The organism is Bradyrhizobium sp. 62B (assembly GCF_030272265.2).
GTDB lineage: Bacteria > Pseudomonadota > Alphaproteobacteria > Rhizobiales > Xanthobacteraceae > Bradyrhizobium.
In genome coordinates this window covers 1,975,866-1,991,346 of the sequence record NZ_CP092841.2, presented here as the reverse complement: position 1 = coordinate 1,991,346, position 15,481 = coordinate 1,975,866, and the positions used below count along the sequence as shown (strand labels likewise).

The following is a 15,481-nucleotide window of genomic DNA, read 5'->3' as shown; positions in this document are numbered from 1 at the left end:
CGCGGCCTCACGCCTCGATGTGAAACTCCACGTTGACCTGGCCGGAGCCGGACGAGGGAAAGTAGTCGCAGAGCTGTTCGGCGGCGCCGCGATAGTCGTACCAGCCGAGCGCGGCGAACAGCATGATGGTGTCGGCCATGCCGCCCTCGCCGTTGCACTTGGTGGCGTAGTCCGGGAGCATATCGAGGAATTCGTGGTAGCGACGGCTCTGCCACAGCTCGAGCACGCGCAGATCGACCTGGCGGTTGAACTCGCTGGCGACCGAGGTCCACGCCTCGGGGCCCAGCTTCTTGTTCGGCCAGAGCCGATGCGAGAGCGAGCCGCTGGCGAGGATCGCGACCCGCTCACCGGATTCGTCGATCGCGCGGCGGGTCGCTTCACCGAGGATCCGGCTCTCCTCGAACGAGGTGAAGAGCGGCGAGGCCACCGAGACGACCTTCGCAAAGCCGTCCGGGTTCAGGTAGTGCATCGGCACGACGGTGCCGTATTCGAGCCCGAGGCTCACCACCTCATGGGCGATCACGTTGAGGCCTGCGTCTCCAGCCCTCTCAGCGATGGCTTTCGCCAGGCCCGTGTCGCCCGGCAGATCGTAGCGCAGATCCTGGATCATCTGCGGCGCTTCGTGGCTCGTGAACGAGCCGCGATGCCGCGCATTGGCATTGATGTGGTAGCCGAAATTGGAGAGCCAGTGGGTGTCGAACACCACGAAGCAGGTGACGCCGCGCTCTTTCGCCCGGCGGCCCAGCTCGCGCAAGGAACTGACCGCCGGCTCGCGCGCGGCGCGGAGCGGGCTGCCTGATAGCTCCGACAGCATCAATGATGGAACGTGGGTGACCTTGGCGGCGAGTACGAGCTGCCCCATGGCGGTCCCCTCGAAGCGTCAGGCCGCCTGCGGCTGACTGCCGTGGATTGCGGAGGCCAGGCGCAGCAGCAGGACGATCGAGACATTGCCCTTGCCGGCCTCGATCTGGGCGATATAGCGCTCGGAAATCCCGGAACGGCGGGCCAGCTCGCGGCGCGACAGGTCGCAGCGCATGCGCGAGGACCGCAGGCGATCGCCCAGCTCGGTCAGAAACTCGGTCTCGGAATAAGGCGGCACGGCACAGCTCCCCGGCAGCACTTCGCCCGCAAAATCCATGACTTGATTCAGCATTGGTCTATCCAGGTTCGCCTTCGGGAAGCGTCATCCTACCCCGGAAAAGTCCGGCCTCATTGACGCGGATCAAATTCGCGAGCGATCGGCGGCCGCCATGGACGGCAGCCGACGGGATGCTACACTTTGGAATTCTTCGAGGCGGGGGTTCTTTCAGGACATGACGCGTGGTTTGGGCCGCTGGATCGCGGCTGCGATGCTGTGGGGGGCGGTCACCGCAACTGCAAGCGCCGAGACGCTGGCCGCGACGGTCGAGCAATGGGGCCTGCTCGGCTCATGGGCGGTCGACTGCGCGGCCCGGCCCGACCGCGACAAGCGCGCGCTCTTGACCTACGAGATCCGGAAGGACGGCCGGGTGATGTACCGGCGCAATTTCGGCGAGGCCAGGGACGAGAACGAGGTGGTGTCGGCCACGGTCAACGCCGAGGGCCTGCTCAATGTGATGGTGTACTTCCCCTCGCTGCACCAGGCCCGTGAATTCGGGCTGCTGCTCCTCAAGGACGGCAGCCTGCGCGCGATCTACAATCGCAGCGAGCGCGGCGAATATACGATCAAGGACGGCAAATACGTCGCCACCGGCGCGCCCACGCCGACGCAGCAGCGTTGCGACTAGCTACCTGAACAGCTGTTCAGAATTCTCCTGCGATTCTCCCGGAACGTTCGCATCAGTGCGCGGTTTAGATGTGCATTCGAATTTCGAGGAGGACATCATGAAGAAGCTTGGTTATGTGGTTGCGGCCCTGGGTGCACTCGTGATCGCGGCGCCGACGCTGGCAAGCGCGGAGACCGTGGTGATCAAGCGCGGCGGCTATCACCATCATCACGGCCCGTACGGCGCCCGCGCCGAATTCCGCGGCCATCGCGATTATGGCTGGCATCGCGGCCATCATCGCGACAAGGTCGTCGTGATCAAGCGCAGCCATCGCCACTGGGATTAATTGAGAGCGCATTTGGAAATGGCCCCTCGCGGGGCCATTTCTTTGCGCATCAAGGATCGTACTAATCCCACGCCGGTGCGAAGCCCGGATTGACGCAGCGGCGATCCTTCGGCAGCGCGGCGATCTTCTTGCGGTCGGCTTCGTCGAGCGTGATCTTCAGCGCATCGAGGTTGGCCTGCTGGCTCTCCCGGCGCGAGGCTTTCGGGATCGCGGCGACACCGTCCTGGTCGAGCAGCCATCTCAGCGCCACCTGCACGGCGGTCGCGTTGTGCCTGGCGCCGATCTCGGCCAGCACCGGCTCCGATGCAATGCGCCCCTGCGCCAGCGGACAATAAGCCACGAGCGGGATCGACTTCGCCGCGAGATAGGCGCGCACCTTCGATTGATCGAGCATCGCGTGATATTCGACCTGGTTGCAGGCGATCGGCGCCCTGACATCCTCGACCGCAATCTTGAGCAGCGCCGTGGTGAAATTGGCGACGCCGATGGCGCGGGTACGTCCCTCCTCCTTCAGCTTCATCAAGGTCTCGAACACCGCGCCCCAGTTCGCGGCCGTCGACGGCCAGTGCACGAGATAGAGATCGACATGGTCGAGCCGGAGCTTGTTCAGGCTCGCATCGAAGGCACGACGGATCGCGTCGGGGCTGAGATTCTCGTGCCAGACCTTCGTCGTGACGTGAAGCTCGCCGCGCGGCAGGCCGGACGCGGCGATGGCCGATCCGATCGGCTCCTCGTTGGCATACATCTCGGCAGTGTCGATATGGCGATAGCCGATCGACAGCGCGCTCTCGACCGCGGCGCGGCAGGCATCTCCCTGCATGCGAAAGGTGCCGAGGCCGAGCTTGGGCATGCTGATGCCCTGTGTCTTCAGATTGTCCATGAACAGGCTCCTGACATATTGCATCCCGCCGGCCACGCCGTGAGGGCGCTGGAATCAGACTCTTTGGTGATGGAAAAGAGGTGGCGGGAATGGCCAATCTAGCGCGGGAGCAGCCCTGCGGCCAATCAAGATCGGGTTAGAGCGGGGATGCGCGATGCGTCCTCGACGTCATGCCCGGGCTTGTCCCCGTCATGACGACGCGGAGAGGTTATCCGCCCCTCACGAATGCTGCGCAACCACCGCAGGTCGCGCCTGTGACTGCGGCGCGATGTCGACCGACCAGAGGCCGCGGTTGTCGACGTCCTTCAAGGTCACGGTCATCACGCCGGTCGGGCCGTCGATGTCGACGCGACCGAAGAACTGCAGGCCGAAGCACGGCGCCAGATTATCGCCCTGCGCCGCGCTGCAGCCGTTCTGGTACATCGCGACGGGCCCAAAGGTGTTGTCGAGCTCGGCGGGACCCCAGGTGCCGGCATGCAGCGGGCCCGAAACGAACTCCCAGAACGGCTCGAAATCCCTGAACTGCGCCTTGTTCGGATCGTAGTAGTGCCCGGCCGTGTAGTGCATGTCGGCGGTGAGCCAGACGATGTTGCGCACACCGGCGCGCTTGATGGAGCCGAGAAGATCGGCGATCTCGTGCTCGCGCCGATCGGGCGGCCCGTCGCCGAGCGCGACGGCGTCCAGGCTGATCAGGCCGATCGGCAAATCGGCCGCGATCACCTTCCAGGTCGCGCGCGAGGCGGCAAGCTCGCGCTTGAGCCAGGCGAGCTGTTCGGCACCAAGGATCCAGCCGCGATGGTCGCTGCCCTTGTTCCAACGGTCGTCGCGATAGCTGCGCATGTCGATCATGAAGATGTCGAGCAGCGGACCGTAAGCGATCTTCCGATAAACCCGGCCCTGCTGCACGCCGATGTCGCGGATCGGCATGAAGTCGAAGAAGGCACGGCGAGCGCGTGCGACGAGGCGCGGGGTGCCGTCATCCTCAAAGCCTGCGTCATCGTAGCTGCCGATCGGTGACCAATCGTTGGTGACTTCGTGGTCGTCCCATTGCGCGAACATCGGCACCTCCGCGTGGAAGGCGCGGAAGTGCTCATCGAGATGGTTGTATTTGTAATTGCCGCGAAACTGCGCCAGCGTGTGCGCGACCTCGGACTTCTCTTCGGTCACGAGGTTGCGCCAGGTCTCGCCGTTCGGCAGTTTCTGCTCGGCAGGAATCGTGCAGTCGGCGTAGATGTGATCGCCGGAATGGATGAAAAAGTCCGGACGATTGTCGAGCATGGTGCGATAGCTGCGATAGCCGCCGCGCGAGATGTCGATGCCCCAGCCCTGCCCTCCGACATCGCCGGACCACACGAACGAGATCGACCGGCCTGCTGCCGGCGCGGTGCGGAAATGGCCGATGCGGCTTTCGCCGCGAAGGCCGGTTGCGATGTCGTCGAAGCGGACGCGATAGAACATGTCCTGCCCGGGCGGCAGGTCGTCGAGCTGCAGCTTTGCGGTGAAATCCGCGTCCGGCAGCGCGTCGCGCGAAGCTGATGTAATGATGGTCTTGAAGCTCTCGACCGTCGAGCACTCCACGTGCATTCGCGCGGGACGGTCGGCACGCGCCCAGATGACGGCGGAGCCATCGCAGACGTCGCCCGACTGGATGCCGCCTGCGACTTGCGGACGATCAGCGGCGCGGCTGAGATAGGGTGTCGCGAGCGTGCCGAGCGAGGCAACCGCCAGGCTTGAAGTCGAACGGACCAGGAATTGTCGCCGGGTCCATGCGCGCGAGGCGCGGAGCGTTGCCATTCAGGAAACCTTCGTCGAATCGCGACGGAAGGTGCCTGCGCTCCTTAACTTCCAGCTTACGGTTTCTTGACTCACCGCCTACGGTTTTGCGACGCGGGGATGACGGGGTGCCCCCCGTTCAGTGCTTCCAGTTGCAGATGCCGCCGGAGCGGCAGGGCCAGGTCTGGATGCGGGTGTCCATCGCCTGCGCGTCGAGCGGGTTGCCGTGACGATGCGCCAGCTTGGTGCGGGCTGCGCCGCGCGGCTGCGCGGGCCTCGCATGCGCGACCTTCGGCTCGGCCGCACGGACCCGTTCGGCGGCCACCTTCTTCGGCACGTCGACGGGCTCCGCGCGCGCCTGCGCCTCGTTGCCGCCGCGCGCTTCGAGGGCGACCGGTGCAAATTGCGTCTCGGGCCCGAGACGTTTTGGAGACAGCACGGCCCTGGAGAGATCGAGACCGAGATATTCGTTTGGCTTGTAGTCGTCAGCGCGCGCGATGCCGCCCCATGCGAGCACGAGGGCAACGGCAATTGCAAAAGAACCGCTTTTCAGGACCACGGACGCCTCCTGAAATTGATTTTGAAAGGGTAATTTACCCTTATTTGGGAGGCGTCGCGTGGAATTCCAGTGGCCTAGTGCCGCCGTGGTTAAGAAGTTTGGCGGTGTCAGGCGACCTTTCGCGTCGCCGCCGTCCCATCCAGGAACCCCATCAGACGGCTGCGGATGATCTGTTCCGCCTCCCCCATGATCCGATCGATGAGTTCCTTGCAGGATGGGATGTCGTGGATCAACCCGGCGACCATGCCGCAGCTCCAGGCGCCGGCGTCCATCTGTCCTTCCAGCATGATCCTGGGGTAGACGCCCGCAACCTGGTCGTGGATGTCGTCGATCTTCAGCTTGTCGCCCTTCTCGCGCTCGATCTCGATCAGGCGATCGACATTGGCGTTCCTCAACACGCGCTCGGTGTTGCGCAAGGAACGCATGATCAGGCGGGTGTCGAGCTCGGTGGCCGCGACCAGCGCGTTCTTCACGTTCTGATGGACAGGGGCTTCCTTGGTGGCGATGAAGCGCGTGCCCATGTTCATGCCGGCCGCACCCAGCGACAAGGCCGCGACCAGGCTGCGCCCGTCCGCCATGCCGCCGGAGGCGACGAACGGAATCTTCAATTCCTCTGCCGCGCGCGGCAGCAGGATCATGTTGGGAATGTCGTCTTCGCCGGGGTGACCACCGCACTCGAAGCCATCGACGCTGACGGCGTCGCAGCCGATGCGCTCGGCCTTCAGCGAGTGGCGGACCGAGGTGCATTTGTGGATCACCTTGATGCCGGCGGCCTTCAGCGCCGGCATGTACTGCTCCGGACTGCGGCCTGCGGTCTCCACCGCCTTGATGCCGCCTTCGACGATGGCCGCGATATATTCCGGATAAGGCGGCGCCGCGAAGGTCGGCAGGAAGGTGAGGTTCACGCCGAACGGCTGGTCGGTCATGTCGCGGCAGCGCGCGATCTCCTTGGCGAGCAGCTCCGGCGTCTTCTGCGTGAGACCGGTGATGATGCCGAGCCCGCCGGCATTGGAGACGGCGGCGGCCAGCTCGGCGAAGCCGACGAAATGCATGCCGCCCTGGATGATGGGGTGCTCGATGCCGAACAGCTCGGTGATCGCGGTCTTCACGTAACTACCTCCCGGAATTGGCTTTGGATTGGGTGCAGTCTAGCCGGACTTTCGCGCCGCGGTCACCCTTTCTCTGAGATTGCACGCAAGGCTTCCTCAATGCCCCCGCGCCGGCCCACCCAGCTTGATCGGACGCAGCACGGCTGCCGTCGGGATCATCAGCACCGCGACGATCGCAAGCGTCCAGAACACGTCGATATAGGCGAGCAGATCGACCTGCTGCTGCAAGGTGCGACCGACCCAGGCCAGCGCCTGCGACGCCGCATCGCTCGCATTGGAGCCCTGCGCCTGGAAGTAGCGCGTCATCGCATCGATGGTCTGCTGATAGCCGAGATCGGAAGATGCGGCGTGCTCGATCAGGCGGCTCTGGTGAAATTGCTGGCGCTGCGCCAGCACCGTCTGGGCCAGCGCGACGCCCATGGATCCCCCGATGTTGCGGGCGACGTTGATCAGGGCCGAGGCCTGGTTGGTCTTGTCCGGTGGCACGCCGTCATAGGACGCGGTCGTCACCGGCAGGAACAGGAATGGCAGACCGAGCGCAAGGAAGATGCGGGACAGCGCCGCGTAGCCGTAGGTGATGTCGCCGGTCAGTCCCGTGAGATGCCACATCGAGAACGCGACGATCGCCGCGCCGAACATGATGAGGTATTTCGGTTGCACCGAGCTGACGAGGCGGCCGACCACGGGCATCAGCACCAGGGTCGCGATGCCGCCCGGCGACAGCGCGAGGCCGGCCAGCATCGCCGTGTAGTTCAGCTCGGTCTGGAGCAGTTGCGGCAGGAGCTGCGTGGTCGAGATCAGCACGGCACCGGTGGCGAGCATCACCAGGAAGCAGGCGGCGAACTGGCGGCGGCCGAGCAGGCGCAAATCGACGATGGGATCTTCGCGCGTCAGCTCCCACGGGATCAGCGCGAGCAGGCAGGCGGCGGCGAGCAGCGCGAACACGATGATCATGTTCGAGCCGAACCAGTCGTTGCGCTGGCCTTCATCGAGCACGAATTCGAGCGAGCCGAGCCCGATCGCGACGAGCAGGAAGCCGATATAGTCGACGCGCAGGCCCTTGCTGAGCAGCCTCTCCCTCTCCTCCTCCGCGCCTGAGGGCTCCCGGACCAGCGTCCCGACCAAAAACAACGACAATAGCCCCATCGGTACGTTGATCAGGAACACCCACTGCCAGGTGTACGTGTCGGTGATCCAGCCGCCGAGTGTCGGGCCGATCACCGGTGCGACCACGACGGCGACGCCGTAGATCGCGAAGGCCTGGCCGCGCTTGTGCGGCGGGAAGGAGTCGGCGAGGATCGCCTGCTCGCTGGTGGCCATGCCGCCGCCGCCGAGGCCCTGAAGAATGCGAAACAGCACCAGCGACTGCAGATTCCAGGCGAAGCCGCACAGCAACGAGGACAATGTGAACGTCGCGACGCAGATCATATAGAAGCGCTTGCGGCCGATCACCGTCGACAGCCAACCCGAGATCGACAGCACGATGGCGTTCGCGACCAGATAGCTGGTGATGACATAGGTGCTCTCGTCGATGCCGACCGCGAGGCTGCCCGCGATGTGACGCAGCGCGACATTGGCGATGGTGGTATCGAGCACCTCCATGAAGGTCGCGATCGAGACCACGAAGGCGATGAGATAGGGATTGTGCCCGCCGGCCGCCGAACGCTGCGGCGACCAGCCGCCCGCAGACGCGCCGCCTTGCGCGGCGTCCGTCATCGCACCCTGGTCCAGGGCACGACCGACATGCCGGGACCGACAGGCAGATCGGCCGGCCAGTTGTCGACGACGATCTTCACCGGCACGCGCTGCACCACCTTGACGTAGTTGCCGGTGGCGTTCTCGGCCGGCAGCAGACTGAACGCGGTGCCGGAGCCCGGCTGCACGGAATCGACATGGCCGGTGAGCTTGCGACCGGGATAGGCATCGATGCGAATCTCGACCGGCTGGCCCGGACGCATGTCGTTCAGCTGCGTCTCCTTGTAGTTCGCGACGATCCAGACCTCGTCGGGGACGAACATCATCAGGCTCTGGCCGGCGGTGACGAACGTGCCCTTGGCGCCCGAGAGCTTGACGACGCGGCCGGACTGCGCCGCGACGACGCTGGTGTATTGCAGGTTCAATTTCGCCTGGTCGAGCTGCGCCTGCGACTGCGCGAGCTGCGCCTTGGCGCCTTCAAGCTGGGCCTGCAGCGTCTTGATGCCGAGTTGCGCCGACGTCACCGCCGTCTTGGCGCGCTCGGTGTTGGCCTGCTGCGCCTGGAGATCAGAGCGGGTCTGTTGCTGGCGCTGCACGGTGCCGGCGCCCTTCTCGACCAGCTCTTCCGCGCGCTTGAACTCCTCCTGCGCGAATTGAAGCTGGGCCTGCGCCTGCTCGAGCTGCGCCTGGGCCTGCTTGATCTGCTCCTCTTGCGAAACAATCTGCGCCTCGACATTGTCAATGTTCGCCTTGGAGACGGCGACCTGCGCGCCCGCCTGTTCGATGGCGATGCGATAGTCGCGCTCGTCGATTTTGGCGAGAAGATCGCCGGCGCTGACATGCTGGTTGTCAGTGACGGGAATGTCGGTCACATAGCCGCCGACCTTCGAGGCCACCGAAAAGCTGCGCGCCGCGACGAACGCATCGTCGGTGGATTCGTAATGGCGCACCTCGAGCCAGTAGAGCAGACCGCCGACGATCGCGGCGATCAGCACGATGGCGCCGGCGGTTGCAAGCAGCCAATGCTCGCGAAGCCGGTCTCGCAGCGACGGCGCCGGCTTCTCCGGTTGATCCTTGGCGTCGCGCGGCGGATCGGGATTCGGTGGTGGAGCGTCCTTCGCCCTCTGCGGCTGCTCCGCGGACGGCCCACGCTCCCGTGTCTGAGCATCCACGGCCAACAACCTCTCTCGGGATTGAGCTGGCACCAAGCCGATTTGCACCGGTCGTGCGCGCCGCGGGCCTAACCACGGCGCCGCAACATGGTTCCGCACACCCAGCGTGCCGCCGTCATTCGTGATCGCGCTGCCAACAAAAATAGAGCGCAGCATTGTGCTTGCTGCGCTCCTATTTATTCCGCGAAATCGTTTGGTTCAGTGCGTCTTGGTCCGATGCCACTTTTCGAGGTCGGGCTTCACCTCGTCCGATCCCTGCTCCTTCTCCGGATTGCCTTTCCAGGGCTTGTCCGTTTGCCTGTGCGAACCCCAATCATTCTGATTACGGGGATCGTCGGTGGGCCGTTCCTTGCTCATTGGTTCATCCTTCTGCTACGCGAACGGGACGCCGTAATAGGAATTGATACCGCGCACGGCAGCGTCATCGCTCCAGTTCCATTCGGTCTGCTCGCTATATTTGGGAGCACCTTCCAGATCCTTGGCGGTGATCGCGGTAATGTAACCGCCAAGTTCGGTGTCGTATTTCAACGATTGCCAGGGCAACGGATAATGATCATTGCCGAGGCCGAGGAATCCCCCGAAGCCAAGCACCGCGTAGGAGACCTTGCCGCTGATCTTGTCGATCATCACCCGTTCGATCGAGCCGATCTTGTTTCGATCGGCCCCAAAGACCGATGTTCCCTCGACCTTGTCGCTTCCGATCAGCCGACCCATTTCGTCGCGGTCCAGTTCGCCCTGATTCAGCATCGTCATTCTCCACTCAGCCATTTCTGAATCAACCGCGAGGGGGCAGCGATCGTTCCGGTCCGTGTTCCCAGGCACGAGACAGGAACATCGCAGGGAAGCAGCCGTTCTGAGCTCATCCACTCAGCCAGGGTTCGCGCGATGTCCCAGACCGTCTCCGACTTCATCGTCCAGCGTCTGCATCAATGGGGCGTGCGCCACATCTTCGGTTACCCCGGCGACGGCATCAACGGCGTGTTCGGCGCGATGAACCGGGCCCAGGGGCAGGACGGCGAGATCGGCTTCGTGCAGGCCCGGCACGAGGAGATGGCGGCGTTCATGGCGACCGCTTACGCAAAATTCTCAGGCCAGCTCGGCGTCTGCATCGCGACCTCCGGACCCGGCGCCTCGCATCTCGTCACCGGGCTCTACGATGCGCTGCTCGATCACCAGCCGGTGCTGGCGATCGTGGGCCAGCAGGCCCGCAATGCCCTCGGCGGGCACTACCAGCAGGAGCTCGACCTTCTCTCGATGTTCAAGGACGTCGCGGGCGCCTATGTCATGCAGGCATCCTCGCCTGCGCAGGTGCGGCACCTGATCGACCGGGCGGTCCGGATCGCGCTGGCGCGGCGGACCCCGACCGTGATCATCCTGCCCAATGACCTGCAGGAGGAACCTTACGAAAGCCCGCCCCACGCCCACGGCACGCTGCATTCCGGCATCGGCTACAGCGCACCCAGCATCACGCCGCGCGAGGCCGATCTCGATCGCGCCGCGGAGGTGCTCAATGCCGGCAAGAAGGTTGCGATGCTCGTCGGCGCCGGCGCGCTTGGTGCCACCGACGAGGTGATCGCCGTCGCCGACCGGCTGTCGGCGGGCTGTGCCAAGGCGCTGCTCGGCAAGGCCGTATTGCCCGATGATTTGCCATGGGTCACCGGCTCGATCGGCCTGCTCGGCACCGAGCCCAGCTACAACATGATGATGGAGTGCGACACGCTGCTGATGGTCGGCTCCGCCTTCCCTTACGCCGAATTCCTGCCCAAGGAAGGCGCCGCGCGCGGCGTGCAGATCGACATCGACGCCAGCATGCTGTCGATCCGCTTTCCCATGGAGGTCGGCCTCGTCGGCGACGCCGCCGAGACGCTGCGCGCATTGCTGCCGCGATTGAAACCCAGCAGCGACGGCGCCTGGCGCCAGGGAATCGAAGATAACGTCGCGAAATGGTGGAAGACGCTGGACGGAAGGGCACATCAGCCCGCAGCCCCGGTCAATCCGCAGCTCGTTGCCTGGGAACTGTCCCCGCGCCTGCCCGAGCGCGCGATCGTCACCAGCGATTCCGGCTCGTGCGCCAACTGGTTCGCGCGCGACCTCAAGATGCGGCGCGGCATGACGGCCTCGCTCTCCGGCGGCCTCGCCTCGATGGGCGCCGCCGTGCCCTATGCGCTCGCCGCAAAGTATGCCCATCCGGATCGGCCGGTGATTGCCCTCGTCGGCGACGGCGCGATGCAGATGAACAACATGGCGGAATTGATCACCGCCGCGAAATACTGGCGCAGCTGGAAGGATCCGCGCCTCGTCGTCTGCGTCTTCAACAACGAGGACCTCAACCAGGTCACATGGGAGCAGCGCATCATCAACGGCGACCCGAAATTCGAGGCCTCGCAGCGCATTCCAGACGTCTCCTACTCCCGCTTCGCCGAGCTCATCGGCCTGCGCGGCATCTTCGTCGACAGCCCAGAGCTGCTCGGCTCGGCCTGGGAGCAGGCGCTTGGATGCGAGATGCCCGTCGTGTTCGAGGTGAAGACCGATCCCGAAGTGCCGCCGCTGCCGCCGCACATCACGCTGCAACAGGCCAAGAACTTCTCCCTCGCCCTGATGAAGGGCGACCCGAACGAAGGCGGGATGATCAAGGGAGCAGCACGGCAGGTGCTCGAAACGATCCTGCCCGGAAAGCAATGAGGTGAACCATGAGCGACTTCCGCGACATCCAGCACGGCGTCAACGATCCCGTCCACGGCCTCGATGTGAAGCGGCAGATCAACGACAATAAGACGGCGCATGAGCGCGCGCAGCGGCATGCCGACGTGCGGGCCGACGCCACGGCCGCCTCCGATGAGCCGTTTCTGCCCGAGCGGCTTCGACGCAAGCCGACCGATCCGATCAATCCGCGCACCGGGCGCAATCCCACGGATTGATCGTTAGGAACCACGGCCCCCGAGGCGTGTTGATCGGCGCAACATGGCGCGGCTAGCGGCCGCGCGTCCAATTGGAGGGACCACACATGAAACGTGCCGTCATCGCCCTTGCTTGCGTGCTCTTCGCAGGCCCCGCGCTCGCCCAGTCGCTGGGCGAGAAGACCGGCGTCAACTCGGCGCTCGGCGTCGCACCTTCGACCGCCGACTTCGTCAAGGAGGTCGCGATCAGCGACATGTTCGAGATCGAGTCGAGCAAGCTCGCCGAGCAGAAGGGCAACGCCCAGGAGAAGAGCTTCGCGCAGCAGATGATCACCGATCACACCAAGACCAGCACCGAACTCAAGGGCCTCGTCGGCGAAAAGAAGGTCGAGGCGACGCTTCCGACGGCGCTCGACAGCTCGCACCAGAGCAAGCTCGACAAGCTTAGGAATGCCTCGGGCAAGGATTTCAGCTCGGACTACAACTCCTACCAGGTCAGCGCCCATGAGGATGCGGTGTCGCTGTTCGAGCGCTATGCCAAGGGCGGTGACAATTCCGCGCTGAAGGACTGGGCCGGCAAGACGCTGCCGGCGCTCAAGCACCATCTCGACATGGCCAAGGAGCTCGGCAAGGCCCCGAGCGTCGGCCAGTCCACCAAGTAACACATTGCTGAAGGACGTCGGCATGCCCGGCGTCCTTCGCTTGGCAACATCGACCGTCTCCGCGCATTGAGCCCTGGCCACCGCGGAGAGCATCATGTCGAATCCCAGCAAAACCTCATTGTCCCGCCGCCACGTCATGCACGGCGCGAGCGCTACGCTCGCGGCGGCTTCGCTGGCGTCTGCAGCGAAAGGAGAGACGTCCATGGCCGAGCACGCCTTGATCGATCCCGTCAGCCGCTATCCGAAGCCGCCGTTCAAGAAGCAGTCGCAGCCTTGGCCAGGCCTCGCCGGCCAGATGGAGCCGCGGCCCGATCATGGCGAGACCAGCTACAAGGGCTCCGGCCGGCTCGCCGGCCGCAAGGCCCTGATCACCGGCGGCGATTCCGGCATGGGCCGCGCCGCCGCGATTGCCTACGCGCGCGAGGGCGCCGACGTCGCCATCAATTACTTGCCGGCGGAAGAACCCGACGCCCAGGAAGTGATCGCGCTGATCAAGAAGGAAGGACGCATCGGACTTGCGGTCCCCGGCGACCTCAAGGACGAAGCCTTCTGCGGCAGGCTGGTCGAGCAGGCGGTGCAAGGCCTCGGCGGCCTCGATATCGTCGTCAACAACGCGGCCCGGCAACAGACCCGCGCCTCCATCCTCGACGTCTCGTCGGAGGATTTCGACGCGACCATGAAGACCAACATCTACGCGCCGTTCTGGATCATCAAGGCGGCCTTGCCTCATCTCAAACCCGGCGCTTGCATCATCGGCACGACATCGGAGCAGGCTTACGATCCCTCGCCGGATCTCTACGACTATGCGCAGACCAAGGCGGCAACGATGAACTACGTAAAGTCACTGGCCAAGCAGCTCGCTTCCAGGGGCATCCGTGTCAACGGCGTCGCGCCGGGGCCGATCTGGACGCCGCTGCAGGTCTCCGGCGGAGCGACGATGGAGAAGCTGGAAAAATTCGGCGGCATGACACCGCTCGGCCGTCCGGGCCAGCCGGTCGAGCTCGCTTCGATCTATGTGCAGCTTGCCGCCGTCGACGCCAGCTATGCGACTGGCCAGGTATATGGCGCCGCCGGCGGATCCGGACAGCCGTAGTCAGGCCTCGCGGCGGAAGCTCCCGAAGCTCAGGAACCATCCTTGTCTCCCAGCTTTTACAAAACTGTCATGGAGGAAACATCGCCGGCTGACCGATGGCGCTCGTAACAGTCAAACCCACCCGGATCGATACGGCGATCGCGAACGGGATCGCAGACAACACGACCTCAAGCCTCGAGCACGCCGCGCAAGCACTGACTTGGGGCGCCGACGAGCATGTGCTCCTCGCGCTCGCGGCGGCCGGATGGCTTTACACCCGCCTCCGGCATCCGCAGCATCGCCCCGTTGCCAATCACATCCTGATGGTCTCCTTCGCAACGGCCGTACTGCCGCATGTTCTGAAATCGGTGTTCAATCAGACCAGGCCTGACCGGTTGACAGTCACAGGGCACCGGCATGGCGTCCCCTTCTCGGGACGGTCGCGAGACGCGTTTCCTTCCGGTCACGCCGTGCATATGGGCGCCCTCGCCTCGGCCGCCGGCCTGTTGCCGGCCATCTGGCGCCGCTTGGCACGCACGCTCGCCGTCACCTTGTCATTGACGCGCGTGGTGCTTCTCGCACATTGGGCGAGCGACGTGGTGGCGGGCTTTGTCCTTGGCGTCATCGTCGAGCGATCGTTCAGGCCGTTCACGCTGGCAAGGTCAAGGCAGCAGCGAGCGTCGGCTTCGCGAGGCTTGTCATGATGGAATATGTCATGCGTTTCGTCGCCGGCGGCTTGATCGTCTCGGCCTTCGCGATCGCAGGCGACATGCTCCGGCCGAAGAGTTTTGCGGGGCTCCTCGGTGCCGCACCATCCGTCGCCCTCGCCACGCTCGGCATCGCCGTCGTCCAGCACGGCCCGCAATATGTCGCCGCCGAAAGCTGGACGATGATCTACGGCGCGGTCGCCCTCGGCTGCTACAGCCTCGCCGTCTGCCATCTGCTGATGCGGTTTCGTCTCGGGGCGCTGCCGGCGACGATCCTCGCATTTGCGGTTTGGATCGTCGTCGCGTTCGGTTTGCTTGCCGGTTTCGGAGGCGCCGCGTGATGCCGGTGAAGCTGTCGACATCCTCGCTCAAGCAAACGCATTGGTACGAATACGCGGTGCGTTTCGCGCTTGGCGGCCTTGCAACGGTCGCAGCAGGCCTCCTCGGCAGCTATTTCGGCGTTTCCGTCGGCGGGCTCTTCCTCGCGCTCCCCGCCATCTTCTGCGCCAGCGCGACGTTGATCGAAAGCCATGAGCGCCGCGCCAAGGAAAAGGCCGGCCTCAGCGGAGACAGGCGCGGGCAACAGGCCGCAGCGCTCGACGCTGCAGGTGCCGGCCTCGGAAGCATCGGTCTCGCGGCATTCGCAAGCGTCTTTTATGTCGTGGTTTCGACGACCACGATTGGCGCGTTCGTCGCCGCCATTCTGGCATGGGCAGCCGTTTCGGTCTCGGCGTGGTGGCTGAGACGAAAGCTTCGCATCACCTCTCGCACCGTGCGGACCGGGTGCATCGGGCCATCAGCGAACGGCCGCGGCATCTCCCCGTAGCATCAGAAAGCCGTACATCTCGGCAGCGGTCTGAAGCT

At 64.8% G+C, this 15,481-nt stretch carries 19 protein-coding genes; 9 read left to right on the top strand and 10 right to left on the bottom strand.

Annotated elements, in window-relative coordinates; all coding sequences use genetic code 11:
• Positions 1 to 7: 7 nt before the first annotated feature.
• Positions 8 to 862 carry a 3,4-dihydroxyphenylacetate 2,3-dioxygenase gene (gene hpaD / locus ML401_RS09445; protein ID WP_285811612.1) on the bottom strand — a complete coding sequence of 285 codons (855 nt, stop codon included), beginning with the start codon at positions 860 to 862 and terminating at the stop codon, positions 8 to 10.
• 18 nt (positions 863 to 880) lie between these two features.
• Positions 881 to 1,153, bottom strand: coding sequence for a helix-turn-helix domain-containing protein (locus ML401_RS09440; protein WP_128916759.1), 273 nt, complete (start codon positions 1,151 to 1,153; stop codon positions 881 to 883).
• Positions 1,154 to 1,313: 160 nt separating this feature from the next.
• On the opposite strand from ML401_RS09440, the gene ML401_RS09435 reads away from it, so the two are divergent.
• Positions 1,314 to 1,766, top strand: a complete 453-nt coding sequence (locus ML401_RS09435) for a hypothetical protein (RefSeq protein WP_285811608.1) — start codon at positions 1,314 to 1,316, stop codon at positions 1,764 to 1,766.
• 97 nt (positions 1,767 to 1,863) lie between these two features.
• Positions 1,864 to 2,091, top strand: a complete 228-nt coding sequence (locus ML401_RS09430; RefSeq protein WP_285811606.1) for a hypothetical protein — start codon at positions 1,864 to 1,866, stop codon at positions 2,089 to 2,091.
• Positions 2,092 to 2,152: 61 nt separating this feature from the next.
• Here ML401_RS09430 and ML401_RS09425 read toward each other — a convergent pair whose 3' ends face one another.
• The 8 genes from ML401_RS09425 to ML401_RS09390 all read right to left on the bottom strand — a co-directional run bounded on the left by ML401_RS09425 (position 2,153) and on the right by ML401_RS09390 (position 10,026).
• Positions 2,153 to 2,971: an aldo/keto reductase gene (locus ML401_RS09425; RefSeq protein ID WP_285811604.1), complete on the bottom strand. Its 819-nt coding sequence runs from the start codon at positions 2,969 to 2,971 to the stop codon at positions 2,153 to 2,155.
• Positions 2,972 to 3,190: 219 nt separating this feature from the next.
• Positions 3,191 to 4,765, bottom strand: coding sequence for an alkaline phosphatase (locus ML401_RS09420; RefSeq protein ID WP_285811602.1), 1,575 nt, complete (start codon positions 4,763 to 4,765; stop codon positions 3,191 to 3,193).
• Between the two features lie 118 nt (positions 4,766 to 4,883).
• A complete protein-coding gene (locus ML401_RS09415) occupies positions 4,884 to 5,303 on the bottom strand; it encodes a hypothetical protein (protein ID WP_211419332.1) in 420 nt (139 codons plus the stop codon).
• A 107-nt stretch (positions 5,304 to 5,410) separates the two neighbouring features.
• The gene (locus ML401_RS09410) at positions 5,411 to 6,412 is read right to left on the bottom strand and encodes a nitronate monooxygenase family protein (RefSeq protein WP_212065476.1); all 1,002 of its coding nucleotides are present in this window, start codon (positions 6,410 to 6,412) and stop codon (positions 5,411 to 5,413) included.
• Positions 6,413 to 6,508: 96 nt separating this feature from the next.
• Positions 6,509 to 8,128: a DHA2 family efflux MFS transporter permease subunit gene (locus ML401_RS09405; protein ID WP_285811600.1), complete on the bottom strand. Its 1,620-nt coding sequence runs from the start codon at positions 8,126 to 8,128 to the stop codon at positions 6,509 to 6,511.
• Entirely contained in the window at positions 8,125 to 9,279 is a 1,155-nt protein-coding gene (locus tag ML401_RS09400; protein ID WP_285812649.1) for an HlyD family secretion protein, read from the bottom strand. The genes ML401_RS09405 and ML401_RS09400 overlap by 4 nt, the downstream gene beginning before the upstream one ends.
• Positions 9,280 to 9,477: 198 nt before the next feature.
• On the bottom strand, positions 9,478 to 9,636 hold the full coding sequence (locus ML401_RS09395; RefSeq protein ID WP_211419335.1) for a hypothetical protein: 159 nt from the start codon (positions 9,634 to 9,636) through the stop codon (positions 9,478 to 9,480).
• A 15-nt stretch (positions 9,637 to 9,651) separates the two neighbouring features.
• Entirely contained in the window at positions 9,652 to 10,026 is a 375-nt protein-coding gene (locus tag ML401_RS09390; protein WP_212065479.1) for a PRC-barrel domain-containing protein, read from the bottom strand.
• A gap of 138 nt (positions 10,027 to 10,164) precedes the next feature.
• On the opposite strand from ML401_RS09390, the gene ML401_RS09385 reads away from it, so the two are divergent.
• The 7 genes from ML401_RS09385 (at position 10,165) to ML401_RS09355 (ending at position 15,443) form a co-directional block, all read left to right on the top strand.
• Complete coding sequence (locus ML401_RS09385) at positions 10,165 to 11,961, top strand: thiamine pyrophosphate-requiring protein (RefSeq protein ID WP_285811596.1); 1,797 nt, start codon at positions 10,165 to 10,167, stop codon at positions 11,959 to 11,961.
• 8 nt (positions 11,962 to 11,969) lie between these two features.
• Positions 11,970 to 12,197 carry a hypothetical protein gene (locus tag ML401_RS09380; RefSeq protein WP_194406722.1) on the top strand — a complete coding sequence of 76 codons (228 nt, stop codon included), beginning with the start codon at positions 11,970 to 11,972 and terminating at the stop codon, positions 12,195 to 12,197.
• Between the two features lie 86 nt (positions 12,198 to 12,283).
• The gene (locus ML401_RS09375) at positions 12,284 to 12,838 is read left to right on the top strand and encodes a DUF4142 domain-containing protein (protein ID WP_211419337.1); all 555 of its coding nucleotides are present in this window, start codon (positions 12,284 to 12,286) and stop codon (positions 12,836 to 12,838) included.
• A 202-nt stretch (positions 12,839 to 13,040) separates the two neighbouring features.
• Complete coding sequence (locus ML401_RS09370; RefSeq protein ID WP_376717349.1) at positions 13,041 to 13,931, top strand: SDR family oxidoreductase; 891 nt, start codon at positions 13,041 to 13,043, stop codon at positions 13,929 to 13,931.
• A gap of 95 nt (positions 13,932 to 14,026) precedes the next feature.
• Complete coding sequence (locus ML401_RS09365; protein WP_285811592.1) at positions 14,027 to 14,614, top strand: phosphatase PAP2 family protein; 588 nt, start codon at positions 14,027 to 14,029, stop codon at positions 14,612 to 14,614.
• A complete protein-coding gene (locus tag ML401_RS09360) occupies positions 14,611 to 14,958 on the top strand; it encodes a DUF3147 family protein (RefSeq protein ID WP_194406718.1) in 348 nt (115 codons plus the stop codon). Before ML401_RS09365 ends, ML401_RS09360 begins: the two co-directional genes overlap by 4 nt.
• On the top strand, positions 14,958 to 15,443 hold the full coding sequence (locus ML401_RS09355; protein WP_259204798.1) for a hypothetical protein: 486 nt from the start codon (positions 14,958 to 14,960) through the stop codon (positions 15,441 to 15,443). Before ML401_RS09360 ends, ML401_RS09355 begins: the two co-directional genes overlap by 1 nt.
• Positions 15,444 to 15,481: the final 38 nt, after the last annotated feature.